Source organism: Mycobacterium sp. AT1 (genome assembly GCF_002043095.1).
Lineage (GTDB): Bacteria > Actinomycetota > Actinomycetes > Mycobacteriales > Mycobacteriaceae > Mycobacterium.
In genome coordinates this window covers 1-16,019 of record NZ_MVOC01000101.1, presented here as the reverse complement: position 1 = coordinate 16,019, position 16,019 = coordinate 1, and the positions used below count along the sequence as shown (strand labels likewise).

Here is a 16,019-nt window from a genome sequence, read left to right as displayed (position 1 = left end):
TTGCCCATAATCGTCATCCTCCAGGTGTGTGGGGTCTGCCTACGCGTGCGTCGAGCGGGCGCGTGCCGCATCGCCGCAATGCCCGCCGAGTAGCGTCGTGAGGCCCTCCGCCTCGTCAACGCCGTCCATCATTCTGTATCTGTCTTCAGCATATAGGACGCTCGAGACTCCGGTGGGTCGTCCGCTGGGCTAGGGGGTCACAGGCGCTCAAGGGCCCGCCTGCCACCAAGGGCCATCGCCGCCACGACGCCCACGCCGGTCACGACCGTCATGATGAGAGCGATGACCGCGACTCGGGCGTAGGAGCCACCGGCGTATTCCTCGTAGAGCACCACCGACAGCACCCGGACGTTGGGTCCGCGCAGCAGCAGCGATACCCCGAATTCGTGGGTGAGCAGGACGAACATGACCGCTGCCGAGGACACGATGCCAGTGCGCGCCAGCGGCAGGATGATCTGAACGAAGGTTCGGATCGTGGTGGCTCCGCTGACCTGAGAGGCCTCGACGGTCTGTTTGCCCAACGACATCAAGGTGGCGAGTTGATAGCGCACCGAGTACGGGATCATGATCGTGACGTAGGCCAGGATCAGACCCGCGGCCGTGCCGTAGAGGCCCACGCCGGGTTGGGAGAACGAGAACAAGAATCCGAAGCCGAGCAACGCCGCGGGTACCGTCAGCGGGAGGTTGGCAACCAGGTCGAGTACGACCGGTATTGGGCGCCACAGCTTTTCGCGGTTGTAGAGGCCGAGCGCGACGAGCATGCCCAGGGGGATCACGATGAGCACCCCGACCACCGAGACCGTGACCGTGGTGAGGATGGAGTCATAGATCTGGGGATTGGTCAGGACCTCGGTGAAGTGCTGGGTGGTGAAGGCGTCCAACGACAGTGATCCGCTCCAGAACGGGGACAGCGCCACGAACAGGATGGCCAGCAGGGGCAGGACGGCGGCGATCATGACGTAGCCGGCGACGACGATCGCCGACAGGGCGCTGGTGACCGGGCTCAGCATCCGGTTGTCGATCGTCGACGTGCCTTGCCCGACGTAGCGGTTCTGGTTGCCCAGCGACCGGGTTTGGAAGAACACCAAGACGATTGCCAGCACCAGGAGCGGGGTTCCCAGGGCGGAGGCGAGGTGGTAGTCGACTGGGTACTCGGCGCTGAGGGTGTACATCTTGGTGGTGATGACGTCGAGCTGTTCGCGGCGCCCCAAGATCAACGGGCCGGTGAACTGGCCGAGCGCGAGCAGGAATACGACCACCGAGGCGTAGATGAACGTGGGGCGCAGCAGCGGCAGCGTGATCGTGAACAGTGCGCGGGTAGGAGATGCTCCGTTCACCCGCGCTGCCAGCGCGTAGTCGGAGCCGAGGTTGCGCAGCCCGGTGTAGACGAACAGGTACACGAACGCCGCGAGATGGGTGGCGGTGTAGATCACCACCCACTGAAAGGTGTAGACGTTGATCGGGCCCGAGGTCCCGTCGAAGAACGGTGTTGCACGCAAGAACGTGTTGGCATAGCCGTTTTCGGGGGAGAAGAGGAACACGAATCCGACGACGTGGGCGACTGCGGGCATCACCATGGGAAGCACCGGGAGGAATTCCAGCCACTTGCGCAGGCGGGGCCTGATCGAATAGGCACACAGCGCCAACACGGTCCCGAAGAACATTCCCAAGACCAGAGCGCCCGCACCCAAGGTGAGCGTGTTGATCAGGACGCCGCGCAGGTCGGCCATCCGGGTGAGGCGCTGCATGCCGTCGCCGCCGTCGGTCCAGGCCTGCCACTGCAGGGGGAGCAGCGGCACCATCACCAGGCCGGCCACGACCGCGGCCAGCAGCGCCCACAGCAGCTGGCTGCGGGTGATCCGCCGAACCCGGCGCGTGCGCGCGGATGGGGTGGGGCCGGGGGGTTCTGGTGCTGGGCGGGCCGTGGTCTGCGGTTCAAGCAACATGACGCCACCCCTCGACGAGGGCACCGTCGGCGTCGTAGCACAGCGTGCGGGCCGGGTCGATGCCGATCTCCACCGACGAGTCGGGCGGCAGCTGCCGGTCGGCATTGGGGATGTCGACGAAGAGCGTGTGACCGCCCAAGATGACGACGTGTTCGGCGTGGTCACCGCCCGGCAGGACCTCACGCACCGTGGCACCGGTGAGCCAGTGGCGGCCGCCGTCGGGTGCTGTCGACCCGGATTCGCGCAAGGTGAGGTCTTCGTCGCGGAAGTGCATGCTGTAGCGGCCGGCGATCCCGGGCCGGACGAGGTCGCGCAGCGGCTGGTTGGCGACGATCGCCTCGCCATCTCCGGTGACGGTCACCTCAACCCGGTTGCGTGCACCGAGGAAGTCGGCGACGTACTCGGTGGCGGGTCGGCGGTAGACGTCCTGGGGTGCACCAATCTGCTCGAACTGCCCTGCGCGCATCACCGCCACGCGGGTTCCGAGCGCCAGCGCTTCCTCCTGGTCGTGGGTGACGTACACGCCGGTGAACTTGAGTTGCCGGTGAAGCAGGCGGAGCTGGGCGCGAAGTTCGATGCGCAACAATGCATCCAGATTGCTCAGTGGCTCGTCGAGCAGCAGCAGCGCCGGCCGGGGAGCCAGCGCACGCGCCAGCGAGACACGCTGCTGCTGCCCGCCGCTGAGCTCGGGGGGATATCGATCGGCCAGGTGGTCACACTGGACGAGCTTGAGGACCTCCTCTACGCGGTTGCCGCGCAGATCGTCCTTGAGGCCACGAGACTTCAGCGGGTAGGCGACGTTGGCCGCCACCTTCATGTGCGGCCACAGCGCATAGTGCTGAAACACCATCCCCACATCACGTCGGTTGGGTTGGACGAATACCCCGGCGCCGGCGTCGACCACGGTGCGCCCGCCCAACTCGATACTGCCGGCGTCGGGTTTTTCCAAGCCCACCAGGCAGCGCAGCAGCGTGGTCTTGCCGCACCCGCTCGGCCCGAGCAGGACGAGCAACTCCCCGTCGGCGACCTCGACGGTGACATTGCGCAGTACCTGCACCGATTCCTTGTGCCGGCGAAACGTCTTGTCGAGGTTGGTGACCTTGACCTGAACCGCGTCGCGTTCGGTGGCCGGCGTCGTGGATCCGGGATGCTCCGTCGCGGTGCGTGCGGTGGTGCGCGGGTGGTCGGTGATGCTACTCATCGGGGTAATCCTCTGCGTTGGTGACGGTTCGGTGGCATCGATGCGATCGGTGGTCGGCCGGGACGTCCGTAGGGTGATCGCTGGCTCAGTGATTCCTTGTCGCTGACGCGGCGGACCGGTTTGGTGGTGCTATTCGTGCAGCGTGCGCGCCGGGCCGGCTGCTCAGCTGAACCACTTGGTGAACTTGGCCTGGAACTCTTCGATGACCGCGGGCGAGCTGTACTTCTTGGAGTCCAGCATGGTCGCTCCCTGCGGTTGGATCGTGCCGGCGATGCCGTCGCGTCCGGCCGCACCGAAGCCGTCGCCGTTGAGGGCGGTCTGACCCTCCGGTGACATGACGAAGTCGAGGAATACTCGAGCAGCGTTGGGGCGGTAGGACTTCGAGAGAACTCCTGCACCCCACTGGCTCCAGAACGCGGGATCGGGTATCAGCGATTGAATGGGCGCGCCCTGGCTCTGGAGCTCCTTGACCACCGAGGGCATCGAGGTATTCGAGACCCCGATCTCACCGGCGGCGATGGCCTGCGTCATGGGCACCACGGAGGTGTAGTACTTGGGCTGTTGAGCACCCAACCGCACCATGTAGTCGTTGCCCAACTGAGTCGACTGGAAGTCGAGGAACCCGGCCATCGACGTGGTGACGTCTCCGCGCAGGCCGAGTGACCCCTTGACCGACGGGTCGAGGAGTTGGTCCCACGTCTTGAAGCCGTCGGGGAACTTGTTGGTGTTCCAGACCAGCATCGAGTAGGGGTAGGACGAGGGGATGATCGCCTTGCTGGGGACCTCCCAGCTGTCGTTCCTCCAGCCGTTGATCGACGGACCATCGATGGTGACGAGCTGGTCGGCGTGGTTGGAGAACCACGCTCGATCGCTGTAGAGGAACACGTCTGCGCCATCGGACTTCGCCGTGATCTCGGCCTCCACCCGCGGGGGCAGCTCACCGGCGCCGCGGGTCACCGCGACCCGGATGTTGGGGTACTTCTGGTTGAAGGCGTCCACCAGCCGCTTGTTCTGGACGGTGGACATCACCGAGTAGAAGTTGACCTGCCCTTCGGCGTTCGCCGCGTCGACGACGCTGTCCCAAGGTCCGGTCACGACTTCGGCAGCAGTGCTGCTCGACCCGCAGGCCGCCAGCATGTTGGCGGTGAGCAGTGCGATGGCGGCGACGGCTAACTTCGACCGATTCCAGCGACGATGCATTTTCAACCTCCGATGGTCCGAGACGAACAGTCAGACCCGTAGCGTCCAAAATACTGACCGGCTGTCCCTATTACTGGACCGACGCTATCGGCCGCTCAGTGTGACGTCAAGGGTCTGCGGGGGACCGATGTGATGCCCGCAACAGTGCTGGTAGCACTCGGGCGAGCGTCCAGGTGGCGTGGCGCGGTCGTCGAACATCACGCAGCGGACGCTGGCACGTTCGTCAAAGGCGTTGCAGCGCATGCCAGCTCCACCAGCCCCCGCGCGAACCACTCGCGGCGCTCCCGGGGTCGAGTGAAGCCACTCTGCACGGCGGGACGGGGTGGCGCGTCGCTGAGGCCCGCGGGCTCGACCGTTGCGGAACCCAGTGGGTCCGTCGACCCTCGGATTGCCAGGCCGCCGCCGGGTCACGGCTCGCGAGCCCGGGCGCACTATTGACGACGGACTTCGCCAGGGCCTATCGTTGTCCCGTATTCGAGACTCAAGTTCTGAATATTGGACGCGGTTGCGGGCTGGCAGAGACGGCCCATCGCGACGTCGACACCCCCTGCTGGCTCCGACTCCATCACGCGCTGGCACCCAACGAGAGGAGCGGTGATGGCAGAAGCAGTCATCGTCGAGGCAGTGCGAACGCCGATCGGCAAGCGGGGGCGATCACTGTCCGACGTCCATCCCGTCGATCTGTCCGCCCATGTCCTGCGCGCGCTCGTGCAGCGGTCGGGACTCGATCCCCATGCGATCGACGACGTGTTGTGGGGATGCGTCACGCAGGTCGGGGATCAGTCCGCCCAAATCGGCCGCTACGCCGTCCTCGCGGCGGGTTGGCCCGAGAGCATCCCTGGTGTGACGGTGAATCGCGCGTGCGGATCGAGCCAATCCTCGGTCGACTTCGCCGCCGGAATGGTCATGTCCGGACAGTATGACGTCGTCGTCGCCGGCGGTGTGGAGTCGATGAGCCGGGTGCCGCTGGGTTCGGGACGGGACCTCGGGCGTCCCTTCGGTCCCCTCGTACGCGCCCGATACGCCGACGACCTGACCAGCGGAGCCTTCCCCAATCAGGACTTCCACCAAGGAACGGGAGCAGAACGCGTCGCAGCGAACTGGAAACTGTCCCGGCGACGTCTGGACGAGTATTCCTCACGCAGCCACGAACTGGCAGCAGCCGCAACCGATTCCGGAGCCTTCGACAATCAACTCGTCGCGGTACCCGATCACCCCGACTTCGTCGCCGACGAGGGAATCCGTCGCGGCACCACCGCCGACAAACTGGCAAGTCTCAAACCGGTGTTCAACGAGGCCGGGGTCATCCACGCCGGCAATTCCAGTCAGATTTCCGACGGCGCATCAGCGGTACTCATCATGACCCCCGAAAAGGCCCAGGAGTACGGGCTAACGCCCATCGTCCGCTACCACAGCGGCTCGGTGGTCGGTGCCGACCCGATAACGATGCTCACCGCACCAATCCCGGCGACCCAGAAGGTCTTGAGCAGAAGCGGGCTCAAGGCGTCTGACATCGGGGCCTTCGAGGTCAATGAAGCGTTCGCGCCCGTGCCTCTAGCCTGGCAGGCCGAGATCGGCATCGACGAGAAGGTGCTCAACCCGCTCGGCGGTGCGATCGCGGTGGGGCACCCGATGGGCGCGTCAGGCACCGTGCTGCTGACCCGGCTCGTACATCACATGCGAGACAACAACATCCGTTACGGCCTGCAGACGATGTGCGAAGCCGGCGGCACCGCCAACGCGACGATTGTCGAACTATGCGAGTAGCCGAGCGACCCCCGAAGCTCGACGATCCCCCCGCGGAGATGATTCCGACGACCCGTGTTGTCGGCGTGCCCGAACGCGAAATGGCAACGCTCAGACTGCCGATCGACGCAGCAGCGTCCCGGCGACCGGACCCGACGTGGACCGGCCACGACCAAGGAGGACAAGATGGCCAGGTTGGACGACGCAGTAACGATCGTTACCGGCGCAGGTGGAGGAATCGGTCGGGCGACCGCGATCCGGTTGGCCGCTGAAGGCGCCCGCCTCGGCTTGACGGATCTCGACGCCCAAGCGCTCGACGAAACCGCGGTGCTCGTCCGCGAGGCAGGGGGCGCCGTGGTCACCGTTGCCGGCGACGTCGTGTCACCCGATACGATCGACGATCTCACGACACGGGTCATCGACACCTACGGACGGGTGGACGGCCTGGTCAACAATGCCGGCATCGTGGTTGCCAAGCCGCTGTTGGAGCACACCACCGAGGACTTCCAACGGCTCATGAGCATCAACATGTTGGCATGTCTGATCACGGCGAAGCGGGTGGTGCCCGAGATGCTCAAGGCTGGTGGTGGCTCCGTGGTGAACGTCGCCTCGATTGGCGCCCTCGCAGCGATACCGCTTGTCGGCGTCTACTGCGCCTCCAAAGCCGCCGTCCTTGGCTTCACCCGTTCACTCGCGCTCGAATACGCACCAGACATCCGCGCGAACGCGATCTGCCCTGGTGGGGTCGAGACACAGATGGCCGAGGAACACATCAAGAGCTTCCCCACCCGAGAAGAGGCGATCACCACCCTCGCGGGCCGTCAAATGCTCAAGCGCTACGCCCGCCCACAGGAGATCGCCGAAGCCATCGTCTTCCTGGTCAGCCCGGAGTCTTCCTTCATGACTGGAGCGGTAGTTCCCGTCGAGGCTGGCTGGACTGCCTGGTGATGAGGTCGTAGTGCAGCCCATCGCGACCCGCTGTGTTGGTCTGCGATCACCGGCGGTGCGATGGGGCTGCCGCCGATCCTGGCGCCAGGTCGCAGCGCTCTGCTGCGGAGCAGCCAGCGGATACGTCGGGCACGGCGAGGATCACCAGCACGTCGATAGTGCGTCGGTCGGCATTAGGTCAGCCCACCTCCCAGGAACAGGTTCCGAAGCACCGGATCCTTCGATTCGGGCCCACTCGTCTGTGCTACGGGCACCGCTGCATAACCGTTTGCGATGGGGGATTCGGCGTCGGCGACCAACTCGGTCGTCGAGGTCGATGGCTGTGGCGTGAAGGCGTCGCAACACGGCTGTCGACTGTCAGTGGGCATTCTCCCTCGGCTCACACACCCTGCGTCTGGACGCGCGAGGGCTTACGAATGACCAGCGCGCACGAGCTCGACGGATCCCATGACAGGCAACACGGTCGGCCTGGAAGCCAGGGCGGCACCACCTCAGCCTGGGTCCTACGACTAGCGCCCTAAAGGTCGGGAGCGCCGCCACGAGCGCCGCGCGTGGTGATGTCCAGGACGACTTCGGGGGAGTCGGAACAATCCACGTGCGGGGCTGTCGGCGCAGCCCGACCTGTCGGGGTCTGTCGGCGGGGCAGACACCGCCAATCCTTACTCGGCAATGTGGGCCCGACTATGCGCCCGGCCGCCAACGCATCCGTGCTGGGCGTTGCGGGCGCAACTAGGCCACGGTGCGTTGGGAGCGAATGCTGCAAGCTGATCGCAGGAATTTTCACCGGTTGTGGCGCAATCCGGGGTTGAAGGTGCGGGGTGCACAGTCGCACGGCGGGCGGGGTCGTCGGCCCCGCCGGTCGAGGCCGATGCGCCCAAACGTGCCGTACGGCGTCGAGTGCGACTGCACCCGCGACGGGCAGGCCGTCAGGATCGGTCGGACGGAGGACCCGCGAACGGGCCCGACCTTTTCCCACTCCTCGGCGTGCGGAGCGGGTCATCGCGGCATTCAGGGTGGGTCCAGCTCATGAAACGCGGGAGCGCTGGACCACGGCGTACATCGCGATCGCCAGCAGGAGGATGATGCCGTAGACGGTCTGACTCCACGCACCCGAAATATTCAGCAGCGGTGCCACATTGTCGAACAGGGAGAGGAACACGGCTCCGACCAGGGCGCCGACGAAGGACCCCCGACCGCCGGTGAGCACGGCACCCCCAAGAAACACCGCCGCAAAGCAGGGGAGCGCGTAGCTGGCGCCGACGGCATTTGACCCCACTCCCGCCAGCGAGGCCAGGCAGAGTCCTGCGATCACTGCACCCAGGGCGCAACAGATGAGCGCGCCCGCGCGAATGGTGGTGACGGACCATCCGATTCTGCGGGCCGCCTCGTCGTTGAACCCAACTGCGCGCAGAGCGAGTCCCTTGTGGCTGCGGTACAACCACACTTCCAGGGCGACCGCGAGAACCACCACGATGATGAATGGCGTGGGCACGAAACCGATCCCGAGTTCGAACGCTGCCCCGAGCTCGGGTGCGATGATGCCGGATGGCTCTGGGCGCAGCACGATGGCGATTCCCTGAACGATGCCGAGTGTGGCGATGGTCGCCACGATGGGGTTCACCTTCAGGGCGGCGATCATGAAGGCGTTGAAGCCTCCGATGCCGAGGGCCGTGAGCAGGAGTAGGGGGATCGTCCGCAGCAGGGAGCCGGCAGACAGGTCGGGTAACGTCATCGACGCCAGCACCACCGTGACGCTCATCGTCGAACCGACTGAGATGTCGAAACCCCCTGAGAGCAAGGCCATTTGCTGCCCTATCGCGACAAACGCCAGCGGCAGACTCAGGAGCAGGAGGTTCGCGAGATTCGCCGACGTCCAGAACACATCGGATTGGGTGCCGGTGTAGACCGCGACGATGACGGACAGCACCAACAGCATGAGGATGGGTAGTTGGGCGGAAAGCCTCGCGCGCAATCGGGAGCCCAGATCGCCGCTGCGCGCGATTTGTTCGGGTTGATTCTCGTTGACTTCGGTGGCGCTGACGAAGCTGCGTACGATCGCGGTCTCGGTCGTTGGGCCCGCGAGTTCGTCTACGATTCGGCCGCGCGACATGACGTATACGCGGTCACACATTCCCGCCAATTCGGCGGAGTCCGACGAGTTGATCACGACCGCTTGGCCGTCGGTGGCCGCATCGGCCAGTATCCGGTAAATGTCCATTCGGGCCCGAGCGTCGACGCCCTGGGTGGGTTCGTCGACGACGAGCACCTTGGGCGGTGTCAACAAGGGGCGGGCCAAGACGGCCTTCTGCTGGTTGCCGCCCGACAGGGCGCTGATCGGCTGGTAGGGCGACGCGGTGACAATGCCGAGCTGGTCGGACGCCTCCTCGAACCGTGCGCGCAACCGGCTGTTCAGCGCCGTGCCGACAGGCCCGCTGGCAGCTCCGAGCTGGGCGGTGGTGTTGTTCATGACGGGCAACACCGGATACACCGACTCTGCCGCCCGGTCGCCGCTTTGGAAGCTGATGCCGGCACGCAGTGCCGCCGCCGGGGTCGGTCGGCTCAACTCCTCGCCGTTGATGAAGACTTTCCCGCGGCTGCGTCCGATACCGATGAGCCCGCGCAGGACGGCTCGTTGTCCGTTGCCTTCTGCGCCGGCGATGCCGATGATCTCGCCGGGACGAACATGGAGCGAGACGGGACCAAACTGGGGCCCAGATAGATCCCGTACCTCGAGTTGGTTCGTCTCGGAGCGGGGTGCAGATCGCTTCGGATACTCGATGTCCGTCGCGGCACCGACCATCAGTTCGACGATTTCGTCGACCTGCCATTCACGCGAGTTGAACGAGCCGCGCAACACACCGTCGCGTATGACGGTCAACCGGTCCGCGAGGCGGCCGACTTCCTCGAGCCGGTGGCTGACGTAGACGATGGCGACGCCTTGATCGCGAGACTGTTTGATCAGTTCTTCCAGATGCGCCGCCAAGTTCATGTCCAGTGTGGCCGTGGGTTCATCGAGCATGAGCACTCGTGGTTGATGGCACATCGCTCGCGCGACTTCGAGCAGTTGCCGGGCGCCGGGGCCCAAGGCTCCCACCAGATCGGTGGATTTGAACGGAAGGCGGTAGCGGGCCAAGACGCCGTCAAGGTCGGCGGGGCATGGTTCGCCCACTGCGTTGAAGGAGAGCGCGATGTTGTCTGCGACACTGAGCTCGTGGACCAAAGACGTGTCTTGGTAGGCGGTCATGAGTCCCAATTGGCGTGCACGCCGGACGGTTCCGCCGGACAGCGCCTGACCACTGATGTACACCTCGCCGGAATCTGCGGGCAGCACACCTGAAGCGATTTTGATCAGCGTTGATTTGCCCGATCCGTTTTCCCCGACCAGGGCGTGAACTTCGCCTCGCTTGCATTCGAAGTCCACGTCCGCGAGGGCCCGGACGCCGGGGAAGGACTTCGATACGCCCCTGAGGACGACGCCAGGCTCGCTGTCGGGGTGGTCGTTGTTGAGGATGCTCACAACGGGAGCCCCTTCGATTCTCGTCATGCGACAGCTTCCTTAGATTGGTTCAGTGCCCGGACCGCGTACACATGTCGGGCGGTTCAGGCCGCGGCGAGCGCCCAGGTCAGCTGCTCTGGGGTGAGCAGGCTAGATATTGGAACGGCCGCCGGGATGGCCGGGCTGGTGGCGTCGAGGATCGACGTGGTGGGCACGGTGGGGATGTGGACCGGAATGGTGTCGGCGAGTTGCTCGCCCTGCCGTATCTTGATGGCTGCGGTGACCCCGAACCGGCCGAACCAGACGTGGCCGCTGGCCAGCCATGACTTGACCTCGACCCCGGCGGCGTCGGCCTCGCGCAGAGCCGCGAACCATGAGTGGTTGGCCGCATCGGTCATCATGGCTGGAGGCGTACTGCGTTTTGCCACATAGGGTTTCAGGAAGTCGTCGACGGAGTAGTCGTAGAGGATTGCCGTCGGGTTCTTGCCCGAGGCCACCAGAGAGTTCGCTTCTTGGGCCTCACCCTGGGAGGTCCACTGCGTGAACCCTTCGACGACCTGCGTCCAGCCGGCGCCGTCGAGGACCTTCTTCGCGCAAGGTTGCCATTCAGCCGCGTTGCTGTTGCCCGGCAATCCGGTGTAGAGAGCATAGGTGTTGTTGGGGCCCAACGCATCTACCAACTTCTGGGCTCCGTCGGTGTAAAGCGCGCACAACGAGTTGGGAATCTGGGTCGACAGGGAGCTTGCTGCCGATTCCGGAAGGGGGGTGTTCACCGAGACCACGGTGATACCGGCGCGTTTGGCTTTTTCCAGCACGGGCAGCACGGTCGGTCCGAACACGGGGTCGGTCACGATGATGTCCACCTGTTGGGTGATCATGCTGCGCAGGTTCGCCAATACCGTAGCGATGTTGGAGTTTCCGTTGCTGTAGATGATGCGGGCGACTTGGGGACTTGCGATCGCCTGCGCTGTTGCCTCGCCACGAAAGATGTTCGTCCATGAGTTGTTGCCCTCGAGGGCTAGTCCAACGGTCAACGAGCCGCGACCGGTGTCGCACGAATTCTGCTCTATGCACTGCTCGAACAGTCGATTCTGTTCTGGCGTCAGCGGCTGAGATGCAACTGCCAACGCATCGACAATCACGGGATCAAGCCGGGAGACGGGAACATCGGTGAGGAACGTCTTCTTGATCGCTTCGGCCAGAGCGCCCGGGTCGACCGTCTTCGCGGTCAGTTCAGAGCCGGCTCCGAGGATCTGCGCTCCGGTGGGTTTCGTCGTCGCGGTCGTCACCGTGCATCCGGCTAGCAGTACGACCGCGAGCATCGCCGCCACGATGCGTACCGCCAGGCCGATCCTCGCGGGGCTGGCTTTCGACGAAGGCGGCGTGGCGGCTACGGGGGTTCCGGGTGTAGGGCAGGGCGACCGGTCGGTGTCAGGCGAGGATGACTGCACTGCGTGGTAGTTGATGTTCATGCGCCTCGGCCCGTCGTGTTCGCCTTGCGGTAGCCCCTGCGGACGCCTGCGAACGCGTACTGCCCGAGAGTGGTTGCTGCGACGGCGATCACCAGTGCGACTCCCTGAGCCACTACGCGTGCTCCAGCCGAGAGCCCCATCGAAGCCAAGGTCTGATCCAGCAGTTGCAACAAGACGCACGCGCTCAGCACGGAGGCAACGCTGCCGGGGCCGCCGTTGAGTGCCACGCCCGCAATCGCCGCAGCCGTGATCGTTGCGAGTTGATAGGGAGCTCCCACTGAGATGTCCGGTGTTCCGATGAAGCCGGTGAGCAAGACACCAGCGATGCCGTAGAGCAGACCCACTACGGCGAATACGGACATCTCAACGGCGATGACGTTCACCCCGAGGGCTCGTGCGGCATGGCGATTGGATCCGACAGCCGCGACGTGTCGGCCGGCGCGAGTGCGCGCCAGTACCCCGGCGATCACGATCGCCACCACCACGGCGACGAGAAAGCAGGTGTTGACGTTCAAGATCGACCACGTGCTGAACTTTTGCAACGCGGCAGGTGCCTCGCCGGTCACCGAGAAGGATGTCCCCGTCCACAGTCCGATGACGCCGGTGACGGTGCCGAACGTGGCGAGGGTGACGATCAGGGCGTTGAGCCGCAAGACGGCGATGAAGAACCCGTTCACCAGGCTGATCGCGACCGCCACCAGGATGGCGGCAAGAATGACCAATGGTTGACTCGAGCCGTCTACGCCGAAGTGCACGACGACGCCCGCACTGACGGCCAGGATTGCCGGTACCGACAGGTCGATTCCGCCGATCATGATGACCAACATTTGTCCGAACGACGCCAGTCCCAGCACGCCCGCCAAGGCACTCACGATGAGGATTGATTGGCCCTGCACCGTGGTCGGTGCAGCGAACGCCGCGACGACGACCAAGACGACAAGGGCCCCCCAGCTCGCACGGTAGCGAGCGGGGAACCGGTATTTCAGGTCGGTCAGCCACGCTGAATCGGAACGGCCGCGCATTCGCGATGAAGGTTCGGGCGCTGCCGACGCAGGCGGGGCCAATGACACGGCCGTGGGGACCTTTTCGACTCCGTGTCGTTCAGCCACGACGCACCACTGACGACATGGCCACGACGACGGCGGAACCTTCGATGCGGGGGCACGCGACGTTGACGAGCCTTGGTTGATCGGCTTCGTGCACGTGCGTTCTACAGCCATGACGTGGCCAAGCTCGCGCCTGGAGTTGACCACGGTTCCGAGAACTCATCCCAATCCCTGTCTATCATTATGGACGATCGTCTGTGATATGGAACACAACATAGACCGGCGGTGTCGCGGCGTCAAGAGCGCTGGCGGGTTTCGAGCGCCGCGTAATCGAGGGCCAATCAAGGGCTTTCGCAACCGGTGCAGCCAAGGGTCGCTCGACTGCGGCCGCGAGAGGGTGGTCGCGAAGCGGATGACGACGGCAGTCATTCCTCGCGTCCCGCAGCATCCCGCCCGGGGCGGCGCTGGTAAAGCCCGCTCAGGTTGCGGGCGATGTCCACCGATAGCGCGATCCGTGGAGCGAAGTCCTCGCCGGTGACCGGCGTCCGACGTGGGCAGCGTCGTGCTGAGGGTGGAGCTCGAGGTCGCCTCACCAAGGGAGGGGACGCCGGGCCTTGACGGAGTGACGTACGCCACTCTAACCTAGTCCTCGTCCTCCATATAGAACATCGGTCAGTATGTGGGACGGCGGTTGCAACCGGCGACGGTCGGCGAATCGCCGCGGGAATGAATCGCCCGCGTGATAGGCGAACCACCACTGAATGGAGCAACGAAATGGCCGGAGATTACCTCGAAGTGAAGGGCCGTCGCGTCATCGCCGGAGTGGACGCGAACGGGCGCTCGACGATTGCCGTCGATGAGTTCACCCCCGGGCTCTTGGACACCCCTGCCTACAAGGTCATGGACATGTGGCACGTGCAGAAGTTCCCGCCCAGCGTCGATGACGTTGACTCCGTGGGCCCCGTGGCTCTCCTGCCGCCGCTGGGCGCTTGCACCTACCGCCTGACCACGTTTCCTCCCGACAGCGAAGTCGATGCGTCCGGCCATGCCGAATCGCTAAAAGCTCTTGGCAGCGGCGATACGCACGATGACGAAAACGAAGTGGCGGGCTTTCACTACTCCGACAGCATCGACGTCATCACGATGCTCTCAGGCGAACTGTATGCAATCGTCGAGACTGGCGAGACGCTGCTTCGACCGGGTGACACGTTCATTCAGCGGGGCGGAAAGCATTCGTGGAGCAACCGGGGTGACGTACCCGCCACCATGGTGGCGCTCAACGTCACCGCAACGCGGGGAGCGAGCACCCATGGCGCTCACGGTCCGCTCAACGAGTGAGACGCGTGCGTCAGCTGCTCTAAACTGTTTTCACGTGTGGCATCGGTGGCGCCATTACTCAACGAGTACCTCCCGCTAGGGAGCGGGCACGGATAGTGGAGCTGTGATAAGGCCACTCAGCCGCCTTGTCGCCGAACGAGGACGCGGGGTACTCGTCGTGACGCGGCGCTCTGACCAGCGAAGAGGAACAGTCTGCACCCTGGCAAAGTCGATGCGTCGGTCCCCCGCTGGCAATGTGTCACCGCGCAACCTGCGCCGCGAGACGTCCCGCGCCGCGCGGGCCAGCGGCTCGCTCACCCATATAGGCGTGAGCGCACGCTACAGGCGGTACGACACTCGGTGGCGGGGTGCGCTGACCACGTGGGCCGGCGGCCTCAGGTGACAGTCGTTGGTGCAAAGCCAGATTGCGCACCCCATGCTCGTTGAACGGGATGCCACTATGCGCAGCGCGCGTAGCTCCACGGCCATACTTTGCCACGGACTAGGTGCGCTCCGTGAGTACGAAGATCGGGATCTGTCGCGTCGTCCGGGCTTGATAGTCGGCATAGAGCGGCCAAGCTACGACTGCGCGTTCCCACCAAGTATCGCGGTCGGCTCCCGTGGCGAGGGTGGCGGTGTAGTCCCGTCGCGTCGCGGCGTCTCGGAGTTCGACGTGCGGTTGTCGAAGAAGGTTCCAATACCATTCAGGATGTTTGGGGGCGCCGTCTCTGGAGGCAACGGCGGCGTATTGACCGTTGTGTGTGACGCGCATCAGCACGGTCTTTCGCAGTTTGCCGGTCTTGGCGCCGACCGAGGTCAGCACCACCACAGGGTGCCCCTGCCAGGTGCTACCGTCGGCTCCGCCCGTGCGTTCGATCATTTCTGCCTGCTCCCGGGCGAAGTCCAACGAGCCGGGTTCGTAGTCTCCGGTCAGGGGCATTATGTTCCTTCGATCGAGATGTCCTCTCGGGCAATCGTCGCCGGTCTACTCCAGCTGTCCGAGAACGGGTGATGCTCTCCAAATATATTGTCTTCCGGCGCTTTCGGCGAGGGCGAGGGGTGAACGCACGGTCGATGACGGGGATGAGAGCGCGGGCCACAAGTGCGTCGGCCACGACCACGACGACCTCTTCCACCGCTGTCTCCTTGCTTGCGTAGCGTTTGCGAAGGCTGCCGAGATCACGTTGAATTCGGGTTGCGTGTCGATCTTGTCGGCGACCAATCGGGGGCTATCGAGTCGGGATGGAATACGCCGGCCCCTATGCCCTGGGGTGCGAGTTCGCCAGCGCCGCGATTCCCGCCTTCGTGGCAGCGCACGCGCTCCGGCCGGGCAAATTTTGGAGAATTGTGCTTTGGGTCAACGAAATCGGGGCTCCCGGCGCGACCTAGTCGACGTGATGCACCGCTTCGCTGCGAAGGCCAGCGCTAACCACGGCGCGTCTGTGGCCCGGCCTCCGGGAATGTCGTCAGCGGTGCCGGCGCATGTTGGTCCGTAAACGACGACCCTCTCTGACATCGCCGCGCTGACCGTTAGAGGCGCGAAGCCGAATAGGTTGAGGTCGGCGAACGCTCCGACTTGCGTCGCCAAGAGGTATCGGCCTTCGGGCAGCCAATGCGGTAGGTATTCCATGTCACTTGACGTGTGGA

General features: G+C 64.8%; 10 protein-coding genes. 3 read left to right on the top strand and 7 right to left on the bottom strand.

Annotated features, from left to right (window positions below; translation table 11 throughout):
• Nucleotides 1–197: 197 nt before the first annotated feature.
• From B1790_RS32865 to B1790_RS32855, 3 genes are all read right to left on the bottom strand, one after another.
• Complete coding sequence (locus B1790_RS32865) at nt 198–1,946, bottom strand: iron ABC transporter permease (RefSeq protein WP_158083915.1); 1,749 nt, start codon at nt 1,944–1,946, stop codon at nt 198–200.
• Complete coding sequence (locus B1790_RS32860) at nt 1,936–3,147, bottom strand: ABC transporter ATP-binding protein (RefSeq protein ID WP_079927465.1); 1,212 nt, start codon at nt 3,145–3,147, stop codon at nt 1,936–1,938. The genes B1790_RS32865 and B1790_RS32860 overlap by 11 nt, the downstream gene beginning before the upstream one ends.
• A gap of 162 nt (nt 3,148–3,309) precedes the next feature.
• On the bottom strand, nt 3,310–4,347 hold the full coding sequence (locus tag B1790_RS32855) for an ABC transporter substrate-binding protein (protein ID WP_079927464.1): 1,038 nt from the start codon (nt 4,345–4,347) through the stop codon (nt 3,310–3,312).
• A 597-nt stretch (nt 4,348–4,944) separates the two neighbouring features.
• Between B1790_RS32855 and B1790_RS32850 the strand changes: the two genes are divergently transcribed.
• Together B1790_RS32850 and B1790_RS32845 are read left to right on the top strand one after the other, a co-directional pair.
• On the top strand, nt 4,945–6,114 hold the full coding sequence (locus B1790_RS32850) for a thiolase family protein (RefSeq protein WP_079927467.1): 1,170 nt from the start codon (nt 4,945–4,947) through the stop codon (nt 6,112–6,114).
• A 165-nt stretch (nt 6,115–6,279) separates the two neighbouring features.
• Nucleotides 6,280–7,041 carry an SDR family NAD(P)-dependent oxidoreductase gene (locus B1790_RS32845; protein ID WP_142271655.1) on the top strand — a complete coding sequence of 254 codons (762 nt, stop codon included), beginning with the start codon at nt 6,280–6,282 and terminating at the stop codon, nt 7,039–7,041.
• A gap of 1,024 nt (nt 7,042–8,065) precedes the next feature.
• Here the strand turns inward: B1790_RS32845 and B1790_RS32840 are convergent.
• The 3 genes from B1790_RS32840 to B1790_RS32830 are packed head-to-tail and all read right to left on the bottom strand — an operon-like array spanning nt 8,066 to nt 13,031.
• A complete protein-coding gene (locus B1790_RS32840) occupies nt 8,066–10,585 on the bottom strand; it encodes an ATP-binding cassette domain-containing protein (protein ID WP_079927462.1) in 2,520 nt (839 codons plus the stop codon).
• 56 nt (nt 10,586–10,641) lie between these two features.
• Complete coding sequence (locus tag B1790_RS32835; RefSeq protein WP_079927461.1) at nt 10,642–12,009, bottom strand: substrate-binding domain-containing protein; 1,368 nt, start codon at nt 12,007–12,009, stop codon at nt 10,642–10,644.
• Nucleotides 12,006–13,031, bottom strand: a complete 1,026-nt coding sequence (locus B1790_RS32830) for an ABC transporter permease (RefSeq protein WP_158083914.1) — start codon at nt 13,029–13,031, stop codon at nt 12,006–12,008. The genes B1790_RS32835 and B1790_RS32830 overlap by 4 nt, the downstream gene beginning before the upstream one ends.
• Nucleotides 13,032–13,829: 798 nt before the next feature.
• Here B1790_RS32830 and B1790_RS32825 point away from each other — a divergent pair.
• Nucleotides 13,830–14,393 (top strand): cupin domain-containing protein, encoded by a 564-nt coding sequence (locus B1790_RS32825; protein WP_079927459.1) that lies wholly within the window; start codon nt 13,830–13,832, stop codon nt 14,391–14,393.
• Between the two features lie 481 nt (nt 14,394–14,874).
• On the opposite strand, the gene B1790_RS32820 is transcribed toward B1790_RS32825, so the two are convergent.
• Nucleotides 14,875–15,312 carry a nitroreductase family deazaflavin-dependent oxidoreductase gene (locus tag B1790_RS32820; RefSeq protein ID WP_079927458.1) on the bottom strand — a complete coding sequence of 146 codons (438 nt, stop codon included), beginning with the start codon at nt 15,310–15,312 and terminating at the stop codon, nt 14,875–14,877.
• Nucleotides 15,313–16,019: the final 707 nt, after the last annotated feature.

What these genes read in the sequence shown, in the direction of transcription:
- B1790_RS32865 (WP_158083915.1), bottom strand. Translation starts at nt 1,946, where the DNA reads ATGTTGCTTGAACCGCAGACCACGGCCCGCCCAGCACCAGAACCCCCC.
- B1790_RS32860 (WP_079927465.1), bottom strand. Translation starts at nt 3,147, where the DNA reads ATGAGTAGCATCACCGACCACCCGCGCACCACCGCACGCACCGCGACG.
- B1790_RS32855 (WP_079927464.1), bottom strand. Translation starts at nt 4,347, where the DNA reads ATGCATCGTCGCTGGAATCGGTCGAAGTTAGCCGTCGCCGCCATCGCA.
- B1790_RS32850 (WP_079927467.1), top strand. Translation starts at nt 4,945, where the DNA reads ATGGCAGAAGCAGTCATCGTCGAGGCAGTGCGAACGCCGATCGGCAAG.
- B1790_RS32845 (WP_142271655.1), top strand. Translation starts at nt 6,280, where the DNA reads ATGGCCAGGTTGGACGACGCAGTAACGATCGTTACCGGCGCAGGTGGA.
- B1790_RS32840 (WP_079927462.1), bottom strand. Translation starts at nt 10,585, where the DNA reads ATGACGAGAATCGAAGGGGCTCCCGTTGTGAGCATCCTCAACAACGAC.
- B1790_RS32835 (WP_079927461.1), bottom strand. Translation starts at nt 12,009, where the DNA reads ATGAACATCAACTACCACGCAGTGCAGTCATCCTCGCCTGACACCGAC.
- B1790_RS32830 (WP_158083914.1), bottom strand. Translation starts at nt 13,031, where the DNA reads ATGCGCGGCCGTTCCGATTCAGCGTGGCTGACCGACCTGAAATACCGG.
- B1790_RS32825 (WP_079927459.1), top strand. Translation starts at nt 13,830, where the DNA reads ATGGCCGGAGATTACCTCGAAGTGAAGGGCCGTCGCGTCATCGCCGGA.
- B1790_RS32820 (WP_079927458.1), bottom strand. Translation starts at nt 15,312, where the DNA reads ATGCCCCTGACCGGAGACTACGAACCCGGCTCGTTGGACTTCGCCCGG.